The 21,118-nt window shown below is 60.5% G+C and carries 21 protein-coding genes; 13 read left to right on the top strand and 8 right to left on the bottom strand.

Features of this window, described 5'->3' with window-relative positions; all coding sequences use genetic code 11:
• Positions 1–81: 81 nt before the first annotated feature.
• From phhA to hppD, 3 genes are read right to left on the bottom strand one after another with little or no spacing between them, the layout of a single operon-like run.
• The gene (phhA, locus tag QWZ03_RS10720; protein ID WP_290332707.1) at positions 82–984 is read right to left on the bottom strand and encodes a phenylalanine 4-monooxygenase; all 903 of its coding nucleotides are present in this window, start codon (positions 982–984) and stop codon (positions 82–84) included.
• Positions 985–991: 7 nt separating this feature from the next.
• On the bottom strand, positions 992–1,531 hold the full coding sequence (locus tag QWZ03_RS10715) for a VOC family protein (protein WP_284196501.1): 540 nt from the start codon (positions 1,529–1,531) through the stop codon (positions 992–994).
• 1 nt (position 1,532) lies between these two features.
• Positions 1,533–2,609 carry a 4-hydroxyphenylpyruvate dioxygenase gene (gene hppD / locus QWZ03_RS10710; RefSeq protein ID WP_290332706.1) on the bottom strand — a complete coding sequence of 359 codons (1,077 nt, stop codon included), beginning with the start codon at positions 2,607–2,609 and terminating at the stop codon, positions 1,533–1,535.
• A 170-nt stretch (positions 2,610–2,779) separates the two neighbouring features.
• Here hppD and QWZ03_RS10705 point away from each other — a divergent pair, with 170 nt between their 5' ends.
• Positions 2,780–3,262, top strand: coding sequence for an Lrp/AsnC family transcriptional regulator (locus tag QWZ03_RS10705; RefSeq protein ID WP_284196503.1), 483 nt, complete (start codon positions 2,780–2,782; stop codon positions 3,260–3,262).
• Here QWZ03_RS10705 and QWZ03_RS10700 read toward each other — a convergent pair.
• Positions 3,259–3,870, bottom strand: a complete 612-nt coding sequence (locus QWZ03_RS10700; RefSeq protein ID WP_290332705.1) for a GNAT family N-acetyltransferase — start codon at positions 3,868–3,870, stop codon at positions 3,259–3,261. The genes QWZ03_RS10705 and QWZ03_RS10700 overlap by 4 nt on opposite strands.
• A 97-nt stretch (positions 3,871–3,967) precedes the next feature.
• On the opposite strand from QWZ03_RS10700, the gene QWZ03_RS10695 reads away from it, so the two are divergent.
• Entirely contained in the window at positions 3,968–4,885 is a 918-nt protein-coding gene (locus QWZ03_RS10695) for a LysR family transcriptional regulator (RefSeq protein ID WP_290332704.1), read from the top strand.
• Between the two features lie 35 nt (positions 4,886–4,920).
• Here the strand turns inward: QWZ03_RS10695 and QWZ03_RS10690 are convergent, their stop codons facing one another.
• Both QWZ03_RS10690 and QWZ03_RS10685 read right to left on the bottom strand, forming a co-directional pair.
• Positions 4,921–6,033 carry a serine hydrolase domain-containing protein gene (locus QWZ03_RS10690; protein ID WP_290332703.1) on the bottom strand — a complete coding sequence of 371 codons (1,113 nt, stop codon included), beginning with the start codon at positions 6,031–6,033 and terminating at the stop codon, positions 4,921–4,923.
• A 100-nt stretch (positions 6,034–6,133) separates the two neighbouring features.
• Positions 6,134–6,874 (bottom strand): L,D-transpeptidase family protein, encoded by a 741-nt coding sequence (locus QWZ03_RS10685; RefSeq protein WP_290332702.1) that lies wholly within the window; start codon positions 6,872–6,874, stop codon positions 6,134–6,136.
• 535 nt (positions 6,875–7,409) lie between these two features.
• On the opposite strand from QWZ03_RS10685, the gene QWZ03_RS10680 reads away from it, so the two are divergent.
• From QWZ03_RS10680 to QWZ03_RS10655, 6 genes are all read left to right on the top strand, one after another.
• Entirely contained in the window at positions 7,410–8,021 is a 612-nt protein-coding gene (locus tag QWZ03_RS10680) for an RNA polymerase sigma factor (RefSeq protein ID WP_290332701.1), read from the top strand.
• Positions 8,018–11,149 (top strand): hypothetical protein, encoded by a 3,132-nt coding sequence (locus QWZ03_RS10675; RefSeq protein WP_290332700.1) that lies wholly within the window; start codon positions 8,018–8,020, stop codon positions 11,147–11,149. The genes QWZ03_RS10680 and QWZ03_RS10675 overlap by 4 nt, the downstream gene beginning before the upstream one ends.
• Positions 11,149–11,760, top strand: a complete 612-nt coding sequence (locus tag QWZ03_RS10670) for a tail fiber protein (protein WP_290332699.1) — start codon at positions 11,149–11,151, stop codon at positions 11,758–11,760. The genes QWZ03_RS10675 and QWZ03_RS10670 overlap by 1 nt, the downstream gene beginning before the upstream one ends.
• Positions 11,761–11,849: 89 nt before the next feature.
• The gene (locus tag QWZ03_RS10665; RefSeq protein WP_290332698.1) at positions 11,850–12,491 is read left to right on the top strand and encodes a hypothetical protein; all 642 of its coding nucleotides are present in this window, start codon (positions 11,850–11,852) and stop codon (positions 12,489–12,491) included.
• A gap of 187 nt (positions 12,492–12,678) precedes the next feature.
• Positions 12,679–13,305, top strand: a complete 627-nt coding sequence (locus QWZ03_RS10660) for a hypothetical protein (protein WP_290332697.1) — start codon at positions 12,679–12,681, stop codon at positions 13,303–13,305.
• Between the two features lie 99 nt (positions 13,306–13,404).
• Complete coding sequence (locus QWZ03_RS10655) at positions 13,405–14,037, top strand: hypothetical protein (protein ID WP_290332696.1); 633 nt, start codon at positions 13,405–13,407, stop codon at positions 14,035–14,037.
• Positions 14,038–14,111: 74 nt separating this feature from the next.
• Here QWZ03_RS10655 and QWZ03_RS10650 read toward each other — a convergent pair whose 3' ends face one another.
• Positions 14,112–15,752 (bottom strand): electron transfer flavoprotein-ubiquinone oxidoreductase, encoded by a 1,641-nt coding sequence (locus tag QWZ03_RS10650; protein ID WP_284196921.1) that lies wholly within the window; start codon positions 15,750–15,752, stop codon positions 14,112–14,114.
• Between the two features lie 426 nt (positions 15,753–16,178).
• Between QWZ03_RS10650 and QWZ03_RS10645 the strand changes: the two genes are divergently transcribed.
• The 5 genes from QWZ03_RS10645 to QWZ03_RS10625 all read left to right on the top strand — a co-directional run bounded on the left by QWZ03_RS10645 (position 16,179) and on the right by QWZ03_RS10625 (position 19,408).
• Positions 16,179–16,832 (top strand): hypothetical protein, encoded by a 654-nt coding sequence (locus QWZ03_RS10645; protein ID WP_290332695.1) that lies wholly within the window; start codon positions 16,179–16,181, stop codon positions 16,830–16,832.
• Between the two features lie 33 nt (positions 16,833–16,865).
• The gene (locus tag QWZ03_RS10640) at positions 16,866–17,705 is read left to right on the top strand and encodes a hypothetical protein (RefSeq protein WP_290332694.1); all 840 of its coding nucleotides are present in this window, start codon (positions 16,866–16,868) and stop codon (positions 17,703–17,705) included.
• Between the two features lie 27 nt (positions 17,706–17,732).
• On the top strand, positions 17,733–18,254 hold the full coding sequence (locus tag QWZ03_RS10635; protein ID WP_290332693.1) for an EndoU domain-containing protein: 522 nt from the start codon (positions 17,733–17,735) through the stop codon (positions 18,252–18,254).
• Positions 18,255–18,575: 321 nt separating this feature from the next.
• Positions 18,576–18,905, top strand: a complete 330-nt coding sequence (locus QWZ03_RS10630; RefSeq protein ID WP_290332692.1) for a YacL family protein — start codon at positions 18,576–18,578, stop codon at positions 18,903–18,905.
• Positions 18,906–18,925: 20 nt separating this feature from the next.
• The gene (locus QWZ03_RS10625) at positions 18,926–19,408 is read left to right on the top strand and encodes a nuclear transport factor 2 family protein (RefSeq protein ID WP_290332691.1); all 483 of its coding nucleotides are present in this window, start codon (positions 18,926–18,928) and stop codon (positions 19,406–19,408) included.
• 81 nt (positions 19,409–19,489) lie between these two features.
• Here the strand turns inward: QWZ03_RS10625 and QWZ03_RS10620 are convergent, their stop codons facing one another.
• Positions 19,490–20,821: a beta propeller repeat protein gene (locus QWZ03_RS10620; protein ID WP_290332690.1), complete on the bottom strand. Its 1,332-nt coding sequence runs from the start codon at positions 20,819–20,821 to the stop codon at positions 19,490–19,492.
• Positions 20,822–21,118: the final 297 nt, after the last annotated feature.

Genomic DNA, 21,118 nt, shown 5'->3' with positions numbered 1-21,118 from the left:
GCGGCATATCGCTGATATGGCGATGCACATTCTTCGCGGGCGACACCCTGCTCCGACGAGTTGAGGTTTTCGGCAGCCCCCTTATGCTTGCTTCGCGCCATGATAGACGCCTGTACCCCGGTGCAGCACTTCGTCGACGGGCAGTATGTCGCCCGGCTGCAGCTCAGGCTGCGACTGGATGCGCGCATAGAGCGGTGCAAAGTCGATGCGGTCCAGCTCCAGCAGTTCGTCGAGGTTGTTCAGCACGAAATAGACTTCCTGGAAATCATCGATGCGGTAGTTAGTACGCATCACCCTTTCCAGATCGAAGCGGATGCGATTGGGCGAGGCATCGTCCAACGAGAAGATGCTCTCGGTATAGGACGAGGCAATGCCCGCACCATAGATACGCAGGCCGTCGGCCTGCTGCACCAGACCGAACTCCACCGTATACCAATACACCCGCGCCAGATTCTTCAGCGTACCCAGCTTGTGCGCCCGCAAGCCACCCGCGCCATAGGCCTGAATGTAATCCGCGAACACCTTGTTCATCAGCATGGGAACATGGCCGAACACATCGTGGAACACATCCGGCTCTTCCAGGTAGTCCAGCTCGTGCGGCTTGCGGATAAAGTTGCCAGCCGGGAAACGCCGATTGGCCAGGTGCTCGAAGAACACATCGTCTGGCACCAAGCCAGGCACGGCAACAATCTGCCAGCCCGTCTTGCGCATCAAGGTCTCGGACAGCTTGCGAAAATCTGGTATCTCGTCCGGCCCCATGGGCAGGTCGCGCATGCCCTCCACATAGGCATCGCAGGCTCGCCCAGGCAGCAGCTTGGTCTGCCGCTCATACAGCGTTTTCCAGACACCATGCTCTTCAGCGGTGTAGTTCTCCCAACCCTGGTCTATGGTCCAATCCGGGCTGGGCGGTACGACATCGCCCGCCGCCAGTCCATGCTTGACGCGTTCGTCCGGTGCTGCGGCAGAATCGGTATAAGTGCTCATGATCCGCTCAATTCCGGAATTCACGCTCATGCAGGAAGGCGCCTTGCTTGGGTGCACGCTTGGTACGCGACCACTCCTCCAGCATGTCCCACTTCACTTCATCCAGGCGCTTGAGCATGTTTTCTTCATCGGGGTCCGGGCAGGCCAGTTCCAGCCTGTGGCCGTTCGGATCAAAGAAGTAGATCGAATGGAAAGCACCGTGATCGGTCACCCCCAGTACATCGACCCCATTGGCTTCCAGGTGGGCGCGATACTCAAGCAGCGTTTCGCGATCCTTCACCTTGAAGGCGATATGCTGTACCCACGCCGGGGTATTGGGGTCGCGCCCCATCTCAGGCTGGGTAGGCAACTCGAAGAATGCCAGCACATTGCCCTGGCCTGCATCCATGAAGATATGCATATACGGATCAGCTGCCTTGGTCGAAGGCACATAGTCCTCTGAGATCGCCAGCATGAAATCCATCTTCAGCATCTTCTGGTACCACAGCACGGTTTCCTTGGCGTCCTTGCAGCGGTACGCCACGTGATGGATGCGATCTATCTTCATGTCAGGCCTCCGCCTTCAGTACGCCACGGCGTATCTGGTCCCGCTCCAGCGATTCAAACAAGGCCTTGAAGTTGCCTTCGCCAAAGCCATCGTCACCCTTGCGCTGGATGAACTCGAAGAACACCGGGCCCAGCACGGTTTCCGAGAATATCTGCAACAGCAGGCGCTTGTCGCCCTCGGTAGTGCCATCAAGCAGGATGCCGCGCGTGCGCAGCGCCTCGACATTCTCGCCATGGCCCGGCAGGCGCTCTTCCAGCATTTCGTAATAGGTATCGCGCGGCGCGGTCATCAGTGGGATACCGGCCTCGCGCAGCAGGTCTATGCTGCGCAGCAGGTCATCGGTGAACAGGGCAATATGCTGTATGCCTTCACCGTTGAACTTCATCAGGAATTCCTCGATCTGGCCCGAACCCTTGGAGGATTCTTCGTTCAGCGGAATGCGTATCATGCCGTCCGGTGCAGTCATCGCCCGCGAGGTCAGACCGGTGTACTCACCCTTGATGTCGAAGTAGCGTATCTCGCGGAAGTTGAACAGGTGCTCGTAGAACTCGGCCCAGAATTTCATGCGGCCGCGATAGACATTGTGGGTCAGGTGATCCACCACCTTGAAACCATGTCCCTTGGGATGACGATCCACGCCTTCGATAAACTCGAAGTCGATATCGTAGATCGATTTTCCTTCTTCAAAGCGGTCGATCAGGTACAGCGGTGCACCACCGATACCCTTGATGGCAGGCAGCTTCAGTTCCATCGGCCCAGTGGGAATATCGATAGGCTGCGCCCCCAGCTCAAGCGCGCGGTTGTATGCCTTGTGCGCATCCTTGACCCGGAAAGCCAGGCCGCAAGCCGATGGTCCATGCTCGGCGGTGAAATAGGCAGCCACACTCCTGGGCTCGCGGTTGACGATGAAGTTGATATCGCCCTGACGATAGAGCAGCACATCTTTGGAGCGATGGCGAGCCACCAGTGTGAAGCCCATCTTCTCGAACAGCGGCTCAAGCACATTGGGTGTGGGCGACGCAAATTCCACGAACTCGAAGCCCATCAGACCCATCGGGTTTTCATAAAGATCTGCCATTGCTGCTGCCCTCTATCCAGTGTGGGAAATGGACGCACATAGCCTGCGCATCCTAGTTTGTCTGTGCCGACAGGATACGAATTCTGCCGCGCAATGTGCTAGCAAATTGGGCTCGGAAGCAGCGCAGCATTGGCATAAAATGCCAATATTGAACCAATTCGAGCAAAAAAATGATTGAGCTGGATAAAACCGACCTGAAAATCCTGTCAGTGCTGCAGCAGGAAGGGCGCCTCAGCAATCTGGAGCTGGCCGAGGCAATCAATCTTTCGCCCTCACCTACCCTCAGGCGGTTGAAACGGCTGGAACAGGAAGGCGTGATTGCGCAGTACGTGGCGCTGCTGGAGCCGGCCAAGATAGGCCTGGGGCTGGAAGCCTTTGTAAGGGTGATGCTGGACAAACGTGAACGGCAGTTCGCCGCTTTTGCCCAGGCCGTACAAGGCTGGCCAGAGGTGGTCACCTGCCATGCCATGGCAGGCGAAATGGATTATCTGCTCAGGGTGGTGTTCGAGGATCTCGCCCACTTCTCGCGCTTTGTCATGGATACCCTGCTGCAGCACCCAGGGGTCGTGGACGTGAAATCCAGCTTTGTGCTGCAAGCCATCAAGCAGACCACCGCCCTGCCACTGGCCCACTTGGCCAGGCCGCAAGGCTAAGCAGCCAGGCGCTCAGCCACCACACGCTCAGGGCGGCCCATCGCTTGCAGGTCAGCTTCGTTGCTGGCCCGACGCTCAGCCGGTATACGGTAAACCAGGCTGGCATCCAGCCAGGGGAAATCGCGCAGTTCGCCGTGCGGTTGCATACCCAGCTTCTCCAGTACCCGACGGGAGCCGGTATTGCCGGGCCGGACCAGGCCACAGACTTCGGTTGCAGCCAGGTTATCGAACGCCATGCTCAAGGCCATGCGGCCCAGTTCGGTCGCATAACCCTGCCCCCATGCCGATGGCCGGAAGCGGAAACCCAGATTGAGGCGCTGCTGCTGGCCGCATTCCCGCCAGGACAAGCCACCAAAACCCAGCACCACCTGCGGCGCGTCGCGCAGGCAGATCACCCACAAACCAAAACCATGGCGTGCCCAGTGCATCTGCCACCGCCACAGCACATCGGCAGCTGCTTCAGGGCTGGCCAGCGGGCCGGCAGGGTTGTGCAGGCAGGTCGCCGCATCGCCGAATATCTCATACAGCGCCGCCACATCCGACGCCACCGGCGCACGCAACAGCAGGCGTTCAGTCTCGATACGGGCAAATGACGGTTGGGTAGGCATGGCGTGTCAGACAGGGGTCTTGTGATGGCCGTATTGTCTGGCTTATCCTGCCATGCAGGAACACCACCATCACTTATAGTTCTTATAAGAAATAATTATGTCTCTATTGATCAGCGATCTCGAACTGCTGCGTGATGTAGCCGAGCGTGGCAGCTTCAGCCAGGCCGCCGCCGCCCGTGGCTGGTCGCAGCCCCAGGTCAGCCAGCGCATTGCCCAGCTGGAGGCCAGCCTGGGCACCCAGCTGTTCCAGCGCCATCGTCGCGGCGCAGTCGCCACCCCGGCCTGCCTGGTGTATCTCGAGTCGGTCAGGCGGGCGCTGTCCGAGCTGAGCCTGGGCCGACAGGCCATACAAGGCGCCGCAGTGCTGCCTGAGGCGCGCGTGGGTTGCCCTCCCTCGCTGGCTTCGCTGGTCTTCAGCCCCCTGGTCGCCGCCCTGGCCGAACAACCGGTAGAGCTGTTCTGCCACACCGATCATTCACCCGAACTGATGGAGCGTGTGCTGGCAGGCCGGCTTAAAGTGGCTTTCGTGTTCAACCGCCCCACCATTACCGGCATACAGCTGGAACTGCTGGCACGCTCCCCCATCGTCGCCATGGTGGCGGCAGATCATCCGCTGGCGCAGTCTGGCCCCCTGCCCCTGGCGGCCATTGCCGATGCCCGTATCTCGCCGCAATGGTGGGGGCAGGATGCAGAAGCACTGGTCAGGCTGTTGCGCCAGCACCGCCGAGCGCCCTTGCCCCTGCATACCAATCAGCCCGCCACGACGGCTTGCGAGTTGGCCCTGGAGCACGGTTTCATCGTCTTTATGCCGGCCATCGCCGCCTTGCGCGAATTGTCGCGGGGACAGCTCAAGGTGCTGGAACTCAGCGACCTGCCGCAGTGGGAATGGGAGGTCATGATGGCCTACCGGGCAGGCAAGCGCCCCGATGCCGCCCGCGAGCTGGTGCTGCAGGCAGCAAGAGAGATAGGCCATGGCTGGCGCCAAGCCTTGGCCACTCATCTGCCTGCCGGTTAGCCAGAGGCAGCCACCCTTCAACCATCACCTGGGCACTATGGCGTAGTTACGGGCTCCAGCAGTTTCAGCAGGCCATCGGCCAGCTCAACCACACCAGCATCGCTACGGTTGAGCAACAGTACCAGGCTCAGGCCGCCGTCACGGTAGCGCGCGGCGTAGGACTCAAAGCCCTGCCAGGCACCGTCATGGTAGAGCCACTCCCGCCCGCTGCGCTGGCCTAGCTCCCACCCCAGCCCATAGGGGTGACGCTTACCGCTATTGAGCCGCACCGGCTGCCATAGCTCGGCCAGGTGCTCAGGTGACAGCAGGGTGGCATCGCGCAGCGAGGCATCCCATTTGATCATGTCCTGCAGGCCCACATAGAGCGAGCCATCTGCCGTGGTATTGAGCGTAGGCGACACCCAGTCCTGGTTCTTCAGTCGGCCATCGATCAGCTGATAACCGGCAGCACGATGCGGCACGATATCGCGTTCGCTGATCACCCTGGCGGTATCCATGCCTAACGGCATAAATACCCGCTGCTGCAGGAAATCACCATAGAACTGCCCTGCCAGCTTGCTGACCAGCACCCCCAACAGGACATAGCCGGGGTTGCTGTATTGCCAGCGCTCGCCTGGCTTGGCCTGCAGCGGCATACCTATGATGTAGCGCGCCAGCTCCGGCTCGCTGTAGTCGCGCCGATAGTCAAATTTCTCCGGCCAATCTGCTGGCAGGCCCGAGGTATGGGTAAGCAGATGCCGCACCGTCATGTTGCGCCAGCTGGCGGGGGCTTGCGGCAGGTGGCGGGCAAGCTTGTCATCCAGCTTCAGCTTGCCATCCTGCACCAGCAGCATGACTGCCATGGCCGTCATCTGCTTGCCCACCGACCCCGACTGAAACACCGTTTCCGGCCTGACCGGCACCTGGTGCTCCACATTGGCCAGACCATAGCTGCGCAGCAATCGGACTTCGCCCCGCTCCACGATAGCCAGTGCAGCGCCAGGTATCTGCCTTGCTTGCAGCCACTGGTTGAGGTGGGCATCAATGGCTTGCGCATCTATCAGCAGGGGCTGCGGCTGCCGGCCGACGTCCGCCGCCATAGTGCCCACATTGATTAGCAGGGCCAGTAGCACGCCCCCAAAAAGGTTGCGCCGATTCAGTTTCAACATGTTTCCTTCCTACTCTCTATGGGATGCTGGTTTTGATATGGTTTTTGATGTTGGTTTTTTGATGTGGGTTTGTTATGCGGTTCTGCATGCCGCCAAACGCTCAGCCCTGCAACGGATACTCTGCCAGTGCCGTATGTAAGGACGCATACAAACCCGGCAACCAATCCGGTGCGGCATCCGGCAGCAGCACAGGCTTACGCCGGAAATCCCATGGCCCCACCAGGATGCGCAACTGCGCCTTGCCCGCCAGCGCTGCCAGGATGAACAGATCCTCGGCGGCCTCGTCCCCCATGGCCAGACAGCCCGTCGAACGGGCGTCACCGTGAATCATGATGTCTCCACCCAATTGCGTTCTGCCAGCCTGCATGGCCATCTGCCGATCAAATGCATTGGGATAGTCCAGCCGAATCGAAAGGTGGTAACGGCTATTGGGGTTCAGCAGCTCCGCCTGGTAGAAACCTTCCGGAACCTGCCAGTCACCCTCACGCAGCTTGGGCCCGGCCTCACCACTGGCGGCCAGCACCGGGTAGGTCTTGATGTACCGCCACGGCCCCTGCGCCTCATCGCGCCCATACACCCACAGCTTGCGTTCAGCCTTGAAGGCCAGGTAGGCCAGGTGCCGTGGCGGGTACTGCAGGCCCGCTTGCAACACGGCCGGACGTAGCCGCAATGCCACCCCCGGAGAAAACTGGGTCACCCGTTCCGCCACGGTATAACGGCCCGCTCGCGTGGGTTGCTTGATCTCACTCATGGTGGACAGGCAGCAGACACGCCATGCAACGATGGCGTAGGCGATAAACAGGGGTGGCAACAGGTAACAGGCATGCTTACGGAAGTGCATCCAAGGGCATGATCGGCATTACATCGCATGGCCAATACGATAGCCGAGGTACTGGTTTGACGGGCCGCAAGTGTAACGCCTTGCACAGCATACCGGCCCACTTCCTCGCCCCAGTCAAGCGGCCCTATCGTATCCGGCAGGCACAAAGCATGCCATCACCACCCTGCCAATTCTTGCAGGCAACCTTCCTCTTTCTACTCAGTGATACCCCCTGCCAGCAAGCGCTGGCAGCAAGATAGCCGGCACAGCCCCGGCCAAGCGTCCGATTTAGGCCACGACCCCAGCGATTGCTGATCGCCCTCACCAGAAATACTTCACAACCCTCCACGGCCACTCGTCTTTGAGTTGCTCGCACCGTTGCTCTTCGTCGTGAGTAGCCCAGGCGCCTTGACGCGTCCTGGACGGCAATACCAGCCGATACGAAAAAAAGCCGGAGGAAATCATTGTGGGGAATCAGCACGCCTTGAACGGGCCGTCAGGCTCACGCACCGAACAGCAATTGATCGAAAGTCTGGCCTTGCGAGAGCACAGGTCCTTGGAAAACTTCCTGAAGCAGTACCGTCCCTACCTGCTGTATCACTGCCGCCGCCTGTCCGGCGGCAACACCGACGACGCCAATGACCTGTTCAGCCAAGTCGTCCTGCGCATCTACACCGAATCCCCCGATGCCTTGCGCCGTATACGACATCTAGGCGGCTGGTTGCGCCAGGTCGCCCAGAACAAGTTCATCGACCAGCAGCGCTGCCGTATCGCCGAAACCCAGCGGCTGCAAGGCATGGACATCATGCTTGGCCAGAGCAGCCCCAGCTCGCCCGAACAGCAGTTGCTGGACGATGAACTGGCACGCCAGATACAGCGCGCCTTTGCCGCGCTGCCAGACCGCCTGCGGTCCGTCGCCACGCTGCGCTTTGTCGACAATCTCTCGTATGAAGAAATCGCCCACTGGCAGGATATCTCCCAGGTCAACGCGCGCAAGCGTGTGCAGGAAGCCAGGCGCCATCTGGTCAGTGCCCTCAAGAGCTATCTCGATATCTCCCTGGTCCCCACCGACACCAGCATGGTACGGCACACCCTGAACCAGATATTCCATGGTGTCTCGTCCCTTACCGCCAATTGCTATGCCAGCGCCGACGGAGTGGAAGAATGACAGCGCCAGTCCCTGTTTTATGCGAGCCCATGCAGGGTGAGCAGCAATGTGGCCCGCTCTACATCAGCTGGCATGCCCACCCGGTAGGCAGCGGCTGGCGGGTGGAATGCACCGTCCGGCTGGGGCAGGACGTTCAGCTGGCCTGGCTCAATGCCGAGCACCCTACCTGTTTGCTACAACTCTGCGATGGTGAGGAGCGCTGCTGGGTAAGGCTATGGCTGGCAATGGCGCCCCATGCCTGGCGCCTGATGATGCTGCACGGCATAGGCAAACCGCAGGAAGAAACCCATGTCCTGGCAGACTGGCACATCAGCCTGCCCCATGCAGGCATAGCCCATCGTGAGGACAGCATCTGCCTACCCCTGCCCAACGGCCAGCAACTGGCATTGGATTGGGACATTGCGGGCAGTGACTACAGCCGCTTGCAGGTGACGCTGTCAGCCAGGCTGGATGGCACCCTGCTGGCATCGCATGCCATCCTGCAACCTGTCTGTCCAATCTGGTCCAGTGGTATCGAAGCCAGCGGCATCTGCCTGGAAATCACGGTGGTGCTCAAGGTGGAAGCCAATGGCCAAGCCAGGCTGCAACTGGTCTGGCTGGTGAGCTGCCCCCTGGGCGACGAGCTGGAACTAGCCTGCCTGCCGATCGACGCACCGGCGCCCGAACCGTTGCTACCGCATCACCCGCCACCCGACGGCGTGCTGTTCGATTCTGCCCACGACTTTGCCTGCCTGCTCTACCCGCGTGGCGTACGTCCGGCCTGCGCCATCGACCTGGCGACCCGTTTTATCGCCATCAGTAATCAGGGGGCTTTTCAGTCCGCCTTACTGGCCACCCCGGCCGATGCGCAAGCCATCGCCACCGACTATATCTCCCCCAATTCACAGCACTATCCCGGCGCCTACGTGGCCGCAGTGGCACAACTCCCCCCGCCCATGGATAAGCTGAGCGGCCCCGCCCTGCTCGCAGTGCTGGATATGCGGCCTGACCATGCCAGCCAGCTGCAGCAGGCACTGGAACTGTTGCTGGGCATGCCACTGACAGAGTTTGTAGCCTCTACCACCTATGTCAGCAGCCTGCCCAGAATGCAGGACAGCCTGACGGCGCTACTACTGCTGGGCTTGTCTGGTCCGCCACCGGAGACAGACAACAGGGATGCGCTGATACGGGCACTGCAGGCCTGCCATATTGCCGTTGCGCTTGCCAGCCAGCCGCCCTGGAGCAACGATGCCAGCACCCTGCAGTCACTGCTATGCGCCAGCATCATGTTGCCTGACGCCATACCTGTGCCCACCAGCAGCCCTGGCAGCCAGACCCAGCCGGGTTACTGCCGTCCATTGGGCCTGGCAGCGATGATGACCCTGCGGCAGCGCCTGTTGCGCTACAAGCTGGGCGCCTTGGCCCACGTGGAAAACCTGATGCGTGGCGAGACAGCCGAACGCGGCTCGGAGCATCGTCTCCAGCGCGAACAGCTGGAGCACACAGAACAGGTCAACCAGGATAGCGAACACCATCGCCAGGAGAGCCGCGGCGATTCCAATGGCAGGATACGCACCGCCAATCCGCCGATCACCCAACTGAAAAGGGAATTCGACGATCTCAGCCGCAGCTACAGCGATGATGGCCTGTCAGAAACCACCACCGGCAGCTGGACCGACAGCACCAGCAGCAGCGGCCAGTTGGCCGAGCAGGCCAGGCGCCACGCGCAATCGCAGTTGCAGCAGGCCAGCAATCGCGTATCCAGACGGGTGAGTACCGAACGGAGCTACCGCAGCCAGGAGGAAATCATCGAGCGGCGCAGTCGGCGGCTCGATAACGCCGGGAATCCGCAGCATCTTTCCGCCGTTTACCGCTGGATAGACGAGGTGCATGCAGTAGACCTGCGGCATCGCGGCGTACGCTTGGTGCTGGAGTGTGTCTTTGCCCAACCAGCCGCCAGCTATGTGGCGCGCCAGAATGCCCTGCACGGCATGCAAAGCACCCAACCCACGCCGCCCTGGCTGCTGGATGCCACCACCAGTCCTGCCGGCCCCATCCTTAGCGCGGCCGACATCAATCGTGGCAACTACGCGGTCCTGGCCAACTACTACCTGGCCGACGACGTGGTTGCCCCGCCACCTGCCCAGTTGGTACTGGATACGCTGCTGCGCAACGACCCGCCCATGACCAGCAGCGTACAGTCACTCCCGGCTGGCTATACCATCAGCCAGGCTACCCTGGCCTATGCCTGGTCGGCCAGCAATGGCCAAGCCAGCCCGCCGGCAGGCGCCATACTGGCCGTATCGTTGGGCAATATCGTCCAGGCCATCAGCCTGACTGCGGGTGCACAGTCAGGCCAGTTGACGCTGCCCACGGCACCGGAGAGCAGCACCACGCTGAACCTCGCGGCGCTGGCCAGCGGCGTCAATTTTGTCGTGTCAGTTACCCTGCAGTGCAGTTGCAACAACGACGCGCCCGCCTACCTGCAGTGGCAGATGAGTACCTATCAAGCCATCCTGGCCGCCTATGCCGTCCAACGCGACCAGTACCTGCAAAGCATGCGTGTGCTGGCGGGACAATGGGCAACCGCCAACCACGAGCGACGCGACGAGATTGAGCGCACGGCATTGCGGCAGACTGCCATAGAAGGCCTGATGACCCCCTTCCTGGCGCGCCACGGTAATCAAGGCTGGCAACAGGACGTCTTGCAGTTCCAGCTGATCCCCTTCTTCCAGACCACGCTGGAGTGGGAGGACATGATCTACACCTACTACGGCCGTTATTTCTCGGCCGACGACGCTGAACGTCCAGCCTGGCTGCAAATGACGCAACTACCCAACGAGCAGGGCGACTTCACCGCCTTCCTGGAAGCAGGAAGCGCCCGGGTACTGGTCGCTGCACCGGCACAACATGGCCTGGCCCTGCTCTACTATCTCAGCTCAAAAGGCAGTTTCTGGTTTGGCCCCGCCAACCTCACCCCGGTTTTCAAGGCCGATCTGCTGCTGGCCAACGCGCTCAAATCACCCGAGACCCAGCACCCGCTACCTGACAGCAGTTGCTGGGAAGTCGAGATCGCCACGTCGCAACTGATGCTGCAGCAGGGTGCAGACCTGCCAAATCTGGTCCGCGAGTGCGGCGAGGCGGGCTGATGCGCGATACCGTTTTTCCGGTCGGCGCCATCGTGCCGTATGCCGGGCCTGTCAACGATCCCCAGGGTGGTAGCGGCACCTTTCCCAACCCTGCCAGCAAGGCCTACGACCTGCATCTGCGACGCGAGGGCTGGCTGGTATGCGACGGACGCGCCCTGGGCTTGGCCCAATACCACGAGCTCTTCCTGGTCATCGGATATGTTTACGGCAAACCTCGCTCCGGGCACTTCAACCTGCCCGACTACCGTGGCCGCTTCCTGCGCGGGGTGAACTATCTGGCACAGGGGCCAGATGGCCTGATGCGCGACCCACAGGCCACCGAGCGCGTCGCCAGTGCAGCGGGCGGCTGGTCGGGCAATCAGGTGGGCTCCGTGCAGGACGATGCCCTGCAAGCCCACGAGCACAACTACCAGCAAGCCATTGCCGCAGGCACTGGCGGCACCGGGGCGCCGGTGTTCTCCAGCTATATGACGCCGGAGGCCCTGACCACCGGCATCGCCCCGCCATCGGGTTACACCCCCAGCATTACCGTGCGCACGGCACCGGAGACCACCGTCAAGAACATTTACGCCAATTTCCTGATCCGCTTTACCGCCCACCCGCTGGCGTAGGAAATAAATAGCCACAGGCCGTCACAAACCCCGAGTAAGCCTCGTCTTCATTACAAAGACAAGCCGCTGTAGCGGCCCGGAGGAAAAGCATGAATGTGCAGTTCGAATTCACCAACACCGGCATCGAACAGGCTACCTGGGTTTTTGTCAGCCAGCAGTACGACCCAGGCGCGATGGTACACACGGGTACCGATAGCGCTGGAGCACCGTTCAAACCCATGCCCTGGTTAAGGCTCAACCCCTCACGCAATGCGCGCGAATGCTTTCGCTGGACAGGCCGGGTATCGGCACAGGCCTGGGCACGGCGCGGGGGCGCAGAGTACAGCAGCCCATGCGTGTCAGTGCGGCCAACCAATGCCTACCTGCTGGTACCGCAAGTCGAGGATGTGTTGATCGCCTGGGTGGAGCGCAACGAAGACCCTGCCTGCACCATGGTGTGTGCACCGGCCCAGGTAAACGACGCCACCATGGCCGTCGACTGGTATCTCGATGACAACCTGGTCGGCCGTAACGAGGGGCTACAACCCGGCAGCAGCTGTCGCTATGCGCCTGGACAGGAACTGCTGTTTCTACCCATGCCGCCGGATTACGCCCCCATGCCGGTAACGGAGCAGCAACTGGAACAGGCATCCGCCTACTGCATACCCAGTTTTGCCAGATTGGTCCAGGTCGTTGCCAGCCCCGACCCAACCCGCCCGCTGGGGGTCCGATATCGCTTCATCGCCAGCTAAGCATGGCAGGGACCATTAACAAAAGCCGGCTAATAGTTATGGCCAGAGCAATACCGGGGCAGCAGCCTCGCCAGACGGGTTTTGCTAGCGGTTCCTAGCCGGGATCACTCGATCCCAAACCGCAGCACAGGGTTGGCTCACCCAGTGTTGCGATTCCAACCAGAGCCTGACGAGAAGGAAGACAGCAATGAGTACCCAATTCAATGTACACATGAATGCCCCCGACATGCAGGGCAAAACGGTTCTGGTATTCCTGAAACCGCAAAACCCGCAGCGCAACTACCGCATTCATGCCTGGCAAGTCCTAACCGGCTCTGCCGGCTCGACTGAATCGTTCCAGTATGTGGACGTCATCTCCACCGACGTCACCAGCAGCGGCGAGAACGCCAGCAATGTCATCATCTCCGGTCGCAGCATCATCAACCCCGGCCAGCTTTTGCAGGCAACCAGCCCTGCCGGCCTGTCGCCATCGCTGCAACTGGCGCCGACCTCGATGGCCCAAGAGAAGCTCACGCCAGCTCAGTGTGGCGTGATCAACCAGACCAACCCCTTCATCCAGTTCCAGAGCAATTGGTATGTGAACGACAAACCGGTAGTGTCCATGCCCTATGTCGATCTCAATATGACCGTGAGCTTCGAGTACGAGCCGCACTTCTACTTCATGGTCGCTTCGCCACCCATGGTGGGCCAGACCTACATCGTGCAGAACTTCTCCGACATGACCGAGTACATCATGCCCATCACCGCAACCAGCGTCGATGTCGGGGTAACGCGCGATCAAGGCCTGTGGACCTTCGACTTTGATGCAAGCTAAGCCCGCCCCCAGGCACCCGCGCTGACACAACGGTGCCAAGTGCCAACCCGCCAGAGCATGGCGGGTTGGCCCCCCTATATCTCATGCTGGATCGATAAAATGACCACATGCATCGTAACTGCCGACATCGACAATATGCGGGGCAAGGTCGTGCTGGTGTTCCTACGCCCCATGAGAGCCGAGAGCAACATCCGTATTCACGCCTGGCAGACGCTAGCGCTATCGGCAGGTGCACACGGTGTCTTCGAGTTCAACCCGGCGATCTCCTTGCAAGTGATGCAACATCGGAACGAAACCCGTACCAGCTCCGGCCTCATGGCGCTGCATCCTGGCCAATTGGCCCTCGCAACCCGCCCCTCTGGCCTGTCGCCCCAGCTGAGCATGGCATCCACCGGCAACGCCCACGCGCGCCTGACGCATAATCAGGTAGGCGTACGCAATCAGACCCTGCCGCCCGCCACCATCGATTGCATCTGGCATGTGGGCGGCCGCCCCATGGTCACCGTGCCTGATGTCGACCAGGGCATGACCTGCACTTTCGAATACGAACCCACCCTGTTCTTTATGGTGGCCGCAGAGCAGGTCGGCGACGGCACCTATACCGTGCAGTCCTTTACCGACATGACGCGTTGCCCCATTCCGCTCGACTGTACCGTACTCAGGGTCGATATCCGCTACCAGCGACACGCCTGGCATTTTGTATTCGACCCGGAGTATGACCCGGATGACTGACGCCAGTGGTGCCCCATGCTGCTGGTGGTCTGGGCAAGAAAAAGCCGGGCAATCGCCCGGCTGTGTTTGCTGTATTACATATTGGGATAGTTGGGGCCGCCGCCACCTTCTGGCACCACCCAGTTGATGTTCTGGCTGGGGTCCTTGATATCGCAGGTCTTGCAGTGCACACAGTTCTGCGCATTGATCTGCAACCGTGGTTTACCTTCTTCCAAGCCCACGTATTCGTACACACCCGCCGGGCAGAAGCGTTGTTCCGGGCCGGCATAGACTTGCCAGTTCAAGGCCACCGGCACACTGCTGTCCTTGAGCCGCAGATGGCTGGGCTGATCTTCCTCATGGTTGGTGTTGGAGATAAACACCGAACTGAGCTTGTCGAAGCTGACCTTGCCATCGGGCTTGGGGTAATCGATGGGGCTGCATTCATCCGCTGGCTTGAGGCATTCATGGTCAGCCTTGCTGTGGCGGAAGGTCCACGGCAGGCGTATGCCCAGGCTGTGGCACCACATATCGAAACCGCCATAAACCGTGCCACCCCACATGCCAAACTTGCTGAGTGCCGGCTTGATATTGCGCACCGAATCCAGATCGTCCCACACCCAGCTGCTGCGTATCTTTTGTGGATAGGCCACCAGCTCGTCCGACCCATTGCTGCCGCCGGCGATGGCATCAAAAGCTGCCTCGGCAGCCAGCATGCCGCTCTTCATGGCATTGTGGCTGCCCTTGATACGGGGCACGTTCACGAAACCGGCCGAACATCCTATCAGCGCGCCGCCGGGGAAGGTCAGCTTGGGAATGGACTGCAGCCCGCCTTCGTTGATGGCACGGGCACCGTAGGCAATACGCTTGCCGCCTTCGAAAAAGCCACGGATGGCAGGGTGGGTCTTGAAGCGCTGGAACTCATCGTAGGGACTGAGATGGGGGTTCTCGTAGTTGAGGTGGACCACAAAGCCCACCACCACCTGATTATCGTCAAGGTGATAGAGGAATGAACCACCGCCCGCATTGCTGTTGAGCGGCCAGCCCTGTGAATGCATGACGAGGCCAGGCTGGTGCTGCTTGGGGTCGACCTTCCACAGCTCCTTGATGCCTATGCCGAATTTCTGCGGATCTATCCCATCACGGAGATGGAAGCGTGCTTGCAGCTCCTTGGACAGGGAACCACGCACCCCCTCGGCGATCAGCGTGTACTTCGCATGCAGCTCCATGCCGCGTGCGTACTCCGGCTTGTGGCTGCCATCCTTGGCCACGCCCATATCGCCGGTTGCCACACCCTTGACCGAACCATCGCTGTGGTAGAGCACCTCTGCGGCAGCAAAGCCTGGGTAGATTTCCACACCCAGCGCTTCTGCCTGGCTGGCCAGCCAACGACAGACATTGCCGAGGCTGACGATGAAGTTGCCATGATTGTTCATCAAGGGCGGCAACAGGAAATTGGGGATACGGTAGCTCTCGTCTTCTTCCAGTATCAGGAAGCGGTCTTCGGTAACTGGCACATTGAGCGGAGCGCCCCGCTCCTTCCAGTCCGGGAACAATTCATTCATGGCGATCGGATCAATCACCGCGCCCGAGAGGATATGAGCACCGACTTCCGAGCCCTTCTCCAGCACGCAGACGCTGATGTCCGAGCCTTTTTCTGCTGCCAGTTGCTTGAGGCGTATCGCTGCGCTCAGGCCCGAGGGGCCAGCGCCGACGATAACCACGTCGTATTCCATGAATTCGCGTTCCACGGGGTGTGACCTCGCTATTGTTATCGGCCTGGCGCTGGGACGGTGTACCCCGACTCTGCCAGGTGCCGCGGGAAGAAGAATTTCCGAATGATGCGGGACGGGAGGGGGTTACGTCAAAATACCAAGCGCTTGCTCTATAGATTTACGTTGCCTGCAATGCACACCGCTTTCCTGGAGGCGGCTTCCCCCAAGGTATTGCCCCTGCCCTGTTAGCGCCTGTTCAAGGCCTGACATGCAATTCACAAGTTAGCCCCCTGCCTCGTCTTCTACCTGCCACCAGCGCATTGGTCTGCCTGCACGACAGCAGACCAGCCGCTGCCCCGGTGGCATGCCTGGCCGCACCAGCACCTCAAGGTGCTCCAGCCGGCAAGGCCCGCCCCCATAACGTCAATGTGATTACAGGAGGAAAACATGAACATCTGGAAACGGCGCGCCGGCGCCTGTGCCTTATTGCTGCTGCTGTGCAGCCCCCCAGCCCTGGCAAGAGGCTACGAGGGCTACCAGGACCAACTGGGGAATGCACCCTGGTATGACGGCAGCCGCGCACGCATACAGTACCAGGACACCGTGGTAGTGGTGGACGTGGCCGTCTGGAGTGGCATAGACGACGGCCGTGGTGCCGACATTGCCTGGATACAGGGCGGTTGGGGCAAGCGCGGCAATTCCAGCGCCAAGGTCTATTGGGAATTTCGGGACAAAAATGGCCAGTGGGAACTGGGCGAAGACATCGCGCCAGCAGCCGAGGCGCTCTATGTGCAGCAGCGCAATGGCAACCAGGTGGAATGGCTAAGGGATGGCGTGATCTACAAAACCGTGCCCTGGAACCAGTTCGACACGGTGAATTTCATGAAAGCGCAATTCACCGCAGAAGCCAACAACCCGCCTGCGGACCACATCCCCGGCACGCTCGCCAGCAAAAACCGGGTATCCGCGGCCCAGGTCAGGCGAGGCGTGGCTTATGCCGATACCCCTCTGGCCATCCAGTCGCTGCCTGAAGCCGCCAACGGCCATGTAGAAAAGGGCGATGAAGCCAACACCCTGCGTACCTGGTACGCCGAAGACTAGCCCCAGCCATCTACCTAGAGAGGAATTCCCACCATGCACCGATATCAATGGCATCACTATGTGCGCCATAGCCTGGTCTGCTTGCTGAGCTGCCTGGCCCTGGCTGCCACCGATCCCCTGTTCTCTGCCGGCACCCTGACCTGGCGCGACGCGGGCGTCCCACCTACCTTTAGCAGCACCGTCGCCATAGGCAAGGCCGCCGACTACCTGGGCATACCGATCGATCTGCCGACCGTGGATACCCGCTTTGTCCAGGTGACCGACAGCACGCCCAACGGCAACATCAAGACGACGATTTACTCCGCCTGGAAGATCGATGTCTACAACGTCACCCTCAACAACCCACAAGGGCCGTCAACCAGCGTGAGTGTCAGCCTGTTCATTCACGGCAAGGATGTAGATGGCGCCATGGGTTTGGCAGGCGCTTACATTCTGGCCAGCCCGCCCACGGCCACTTCCCGCGATGCCCTCAACGCACAATCCCAAGCCCTGATGCAGGCTGCAGCGCGGGATGGCTGGAATCTCAGCCGGCCGGCCGATGTATCCGGCGACTCCAACGGCGGCCTGACACGGCTGCTGACCAGCCTATGGGCCGATAGCGGCATCGAACCTGGCAGTCAGGGATTGTGGTTCATCAAACCACTGAGTGCCGCACCGACGCTACCCATGCAGGCATCCACCCGGCGCCCCCTACTAGCCCCGAGCTCACGCTACTGGATTGCACAGATCATGGCGACACCGCAGGGCAGCATGCGGACTCCCGCCTTGCCCAAAGGCATCACAGGCACCCCCGCCCGCTTTCCCCTAACCGGCCGAATCAGCCTGTACGACGAGAGCCGCCGTGCCTGGGTACGCAGCATCTCCATCCAATAAATCGACTTCTGCCCGGAGGAAAACATCATGTCATGCCTGACACAACAGTACCGTTACATTGCGCTCGCCCTGCTCTGCACGGTTGCCAGCCTGTCGCAGCCCACATGGGCGGCAGACTGCAACAGCGTTGACTTTGACTGGAGCACCACCACGCCCCCGGTCAATATCCAGCATGTATTCTGCGGCGAGATCAAGGGCAGCAAGAAGGTCGTGGGCTTCCATTCCGTCCAGATGAAGGACAGCGCCCCCATCAGCAGCATCAGCGGCATCACCAATCTGCGCAAGGGCATCTACGATGCTACGGTCACCTTCGACAACGGCAAGAAAAAGATGTCGACGTTCTTTCCCGACAGCTGCAGCTACGACCAGATACTGGCCTCCATCGTCTATGCCGCCAACAACCAGCAGGGTGCCGCGCAGCCCTGGGGGGTGTGGGGTTGGTCCGGCACGGATGGCGACAGTGGCAAGTGTATGGATAGCGATGGCAAGCACTTCAAGATACGGATGGGGCTGTTGAATAGCGCGGTGAATACCGCCTTCCCCTACTAAGAGCCGCTAACAAAACCCTTCTGGCGTTGTTGTGCGAGCTTGCCGTACCCAAGTACTGTCATCGCTCGCGCGCCTAGCCAGAACCGCTACGCTGGGTTTTGTTCGCCGCTCCAGGCCCACTACCGACTCCCTGGCGCCACCACCCTGTGGGAGCGCTTTGCCCATGTGCCGCAAGGTGCATGGGTTTTTCTCCTGGCGCGCTGGGGCATACACCGTTGTGTAGACTAGGCCCATCGGTGTCGGCAGAGCTGCGATACCGCGAGCGCCGGCCTTGCCGGCGGGTTGCCACCCGCGCCTGCAATCTCGACAAGGAGCAACAAGATGACACGACCAAGCTACCAATTCGAACTGGACGAAACAGACCAGCCGCACGCCAGTCTCGCAGGCGAGATCGACCAGGTGGCGGACTTCCTGAACACCGATGTCCGCCGCAGCAGCGAGCGATGCGAGGAGATATTGTCCGCCATTACCGATATACAGCAGGGCACCACACCGGCTTGGTCCTGCACCGGCAATCTCTACGAACTCTGCCTGTCCACACAGGGCGCCGCTATCGCCAATGTGTACGACGAAACCATACCGCCCGCCGAACTGACACTGGCAGAGCTGGCAACACTCGTGCGAGACTGGCACAGCCTGCTTGCGAGCTAACCACCCTCTATCGGAGCATCATGAAGCTGCAGACCCTTGCCCTAGCGGGCGCCTTGTTACTGGCCTATCCGGTGCACGCCCAGGTTCCCGTCACAGCGGCAACCGATCATGACAGCCTGCTTGCCAGTGCCGACCCCAAGCTGGCTAGCAACAAGCGGCTGGTATACGACTTCTGGCGCGAGGTGCTGGAAGCCGGCAGGCTGGATCAAGCCGACAAATACCTGGCCGAAGACTATATCCAGCACAACCCCAACGTACCGACCGGCCGCGCCGCCTTTGTCGAGTTCTTCAGCAAATTCAGCAAGGCCAAGCCGGTAGACACCAGGATCAAAGCTCCGCTGGTGGCAATCAGCGCCGAGGGGGACAAGGTGATATTGAGCTTTGTCCGTACCGTGGCCGACCCCAAGGAAGCTGGCAAACGGTACACCACCACCTGGTTCGACATGTTCCGCATAGAACAGGGCAAGATCGCAGAGCACTGGGACTCCGCAATCAAGGAATAACCTGCATCTCATCGCGTAGCACCAAAGACAAAGGCCCCATCAGGGGCCTTTGTCTACGTATGAGCAAGCAGTCTGCCTGGATCAGAAGGAGCGGGTATTGGTGCCCGATGCCCCCACGGCCAGATAGCTGCCATCGCCAGCGATCACATCGTTGAGCTTGCTGATCGCGCCAGCACTGCCAACCGACCAGGCATAGCTCCAGACCGTCTTACCATCGGTGCCCTTGCTGGACGTGTAGGCAGCCAACACGGTAGTGCCATTGGCGCCCACGGCCAGGACGCGGCTACCAATGGTGATCGCATGCAGGTTCTGCGTGGTCGGCAGGGCTACCTTGGTCCAGGTTTCAGTATCGGTACTCATCAACAAGGTGCCGCCGCTACCCACCACGAAATAGCTGCCGAGCACACTGTTGTAAGTAACGCCGTATAGATTGGCATCGGTGCCCGAGGTTTTCTGCGTCCAGGTCGTGGAGTAGCTCACCGTGCTGCCTGTAGTGGTCGTTGTTACCTCGCCCACCAGGATGGTGCCGCTGTCGCCGACCACCACATAGCGCGGAATGGCCACCGAGTTTTCCAGCTTCCATTGCGCGTTGTATATCAAGGCATTGAGATTGGCTGTGGTATTCGAAACCTGTTTGACCCAAGGCTTAGGCGCAGTCAAGGCATCTGTAGCACCGGTATAGATCGCTCCCCCTTGCCCAACCGCCAGGTAAATGTTGCCGCCCGTTGCCAATGCATTGAAGCGCTCAGCCTTTGCAGCGGCGCCTGTATCAACCACAGTCCAAGTGCTGGCATCGGTGCTGTATATCAGCGTGCCAGCACTACCCATGGCCATGTGGTTGGTGCCATTGAAGAGGTAGGCGTACAGATCTGCCGTGGTCTTGGCATTCTGCTTTACCCACAGCCCCACGCTACCAGTGCCGACGGTATAGATACTACCCGCATTGCCAACGGCAACATACTGGCTGGAGCCCGCACCTATCTTGTTCAGGTCTGCCGAACCCAGCGGTGCGCCTGGCGTCCAGGTCGTGCCGGCAGGCCTTGGCACTATCGCCTGCGAGGGAGCAGCCGGGCCGGCTGGGCTACCGTTCCGGGTAGCATTGATGGTAAACGAGTAGGTCTTGCCGTTAGTCAGGCCGGTCAGGGTAAACGGCGATGAAACGCCTCGCTGAAGTACGGATTCAGGAAATTTGTTGTAATTGTCGGGCGTCACGCTATCTGCCTGGGCAGCAAACACCCAGTAGGTCATATTGGGATCCTGGTTCCAGGTAAGCGTAACCCGCCCATCACCTGCAACAGCCGTAAACGCTTGCGGCGCATCGGCAGGGGCCGACTCTCCGCCGCAGGCCGCCAGGGCCAGCAAGGGCAGGATTAGCGCAAGGCGCGCAAGGGTCTTATAGAAGGGTTGAAGCACTGCAGAATCCTTTCCTGACAAACTACCGGGACACCTTGGCAGCCCGCTAGGGTTGCCAGAAAACATCCAACTCGATACTGCCGTACACCTGGTATACCCAGGTTCGGCGCAAGTGGCAGCCCTCATCCGAGGGGAGCGGCAATTTTACTATCAGCCAGGTAGCGAAGTGCGACCCCGCCAACCCCAGCCTGCCTAAGAGCCGCTAACAAAACCCTTCTGGCGTTGTTGTGCGAGCTTGCCGTACCCACGTACTGTCTGCGCTCGCCCGCCTAGCCAGAAACGCTACGCTGGGTTTTG

The organism is Chitinimonas viridis (assembly GCF_030409555.1).
Classification (GTDB): Bacteria; Pseudomonadota; Gammaproteobacteria; order Burkholderiales; family Chitinimonadaceae; genus Chitinimonas; species Chitinimonas viridis.
This window is presented reverse-complemented; position numbering and strand designations above follow the sequence as displayed.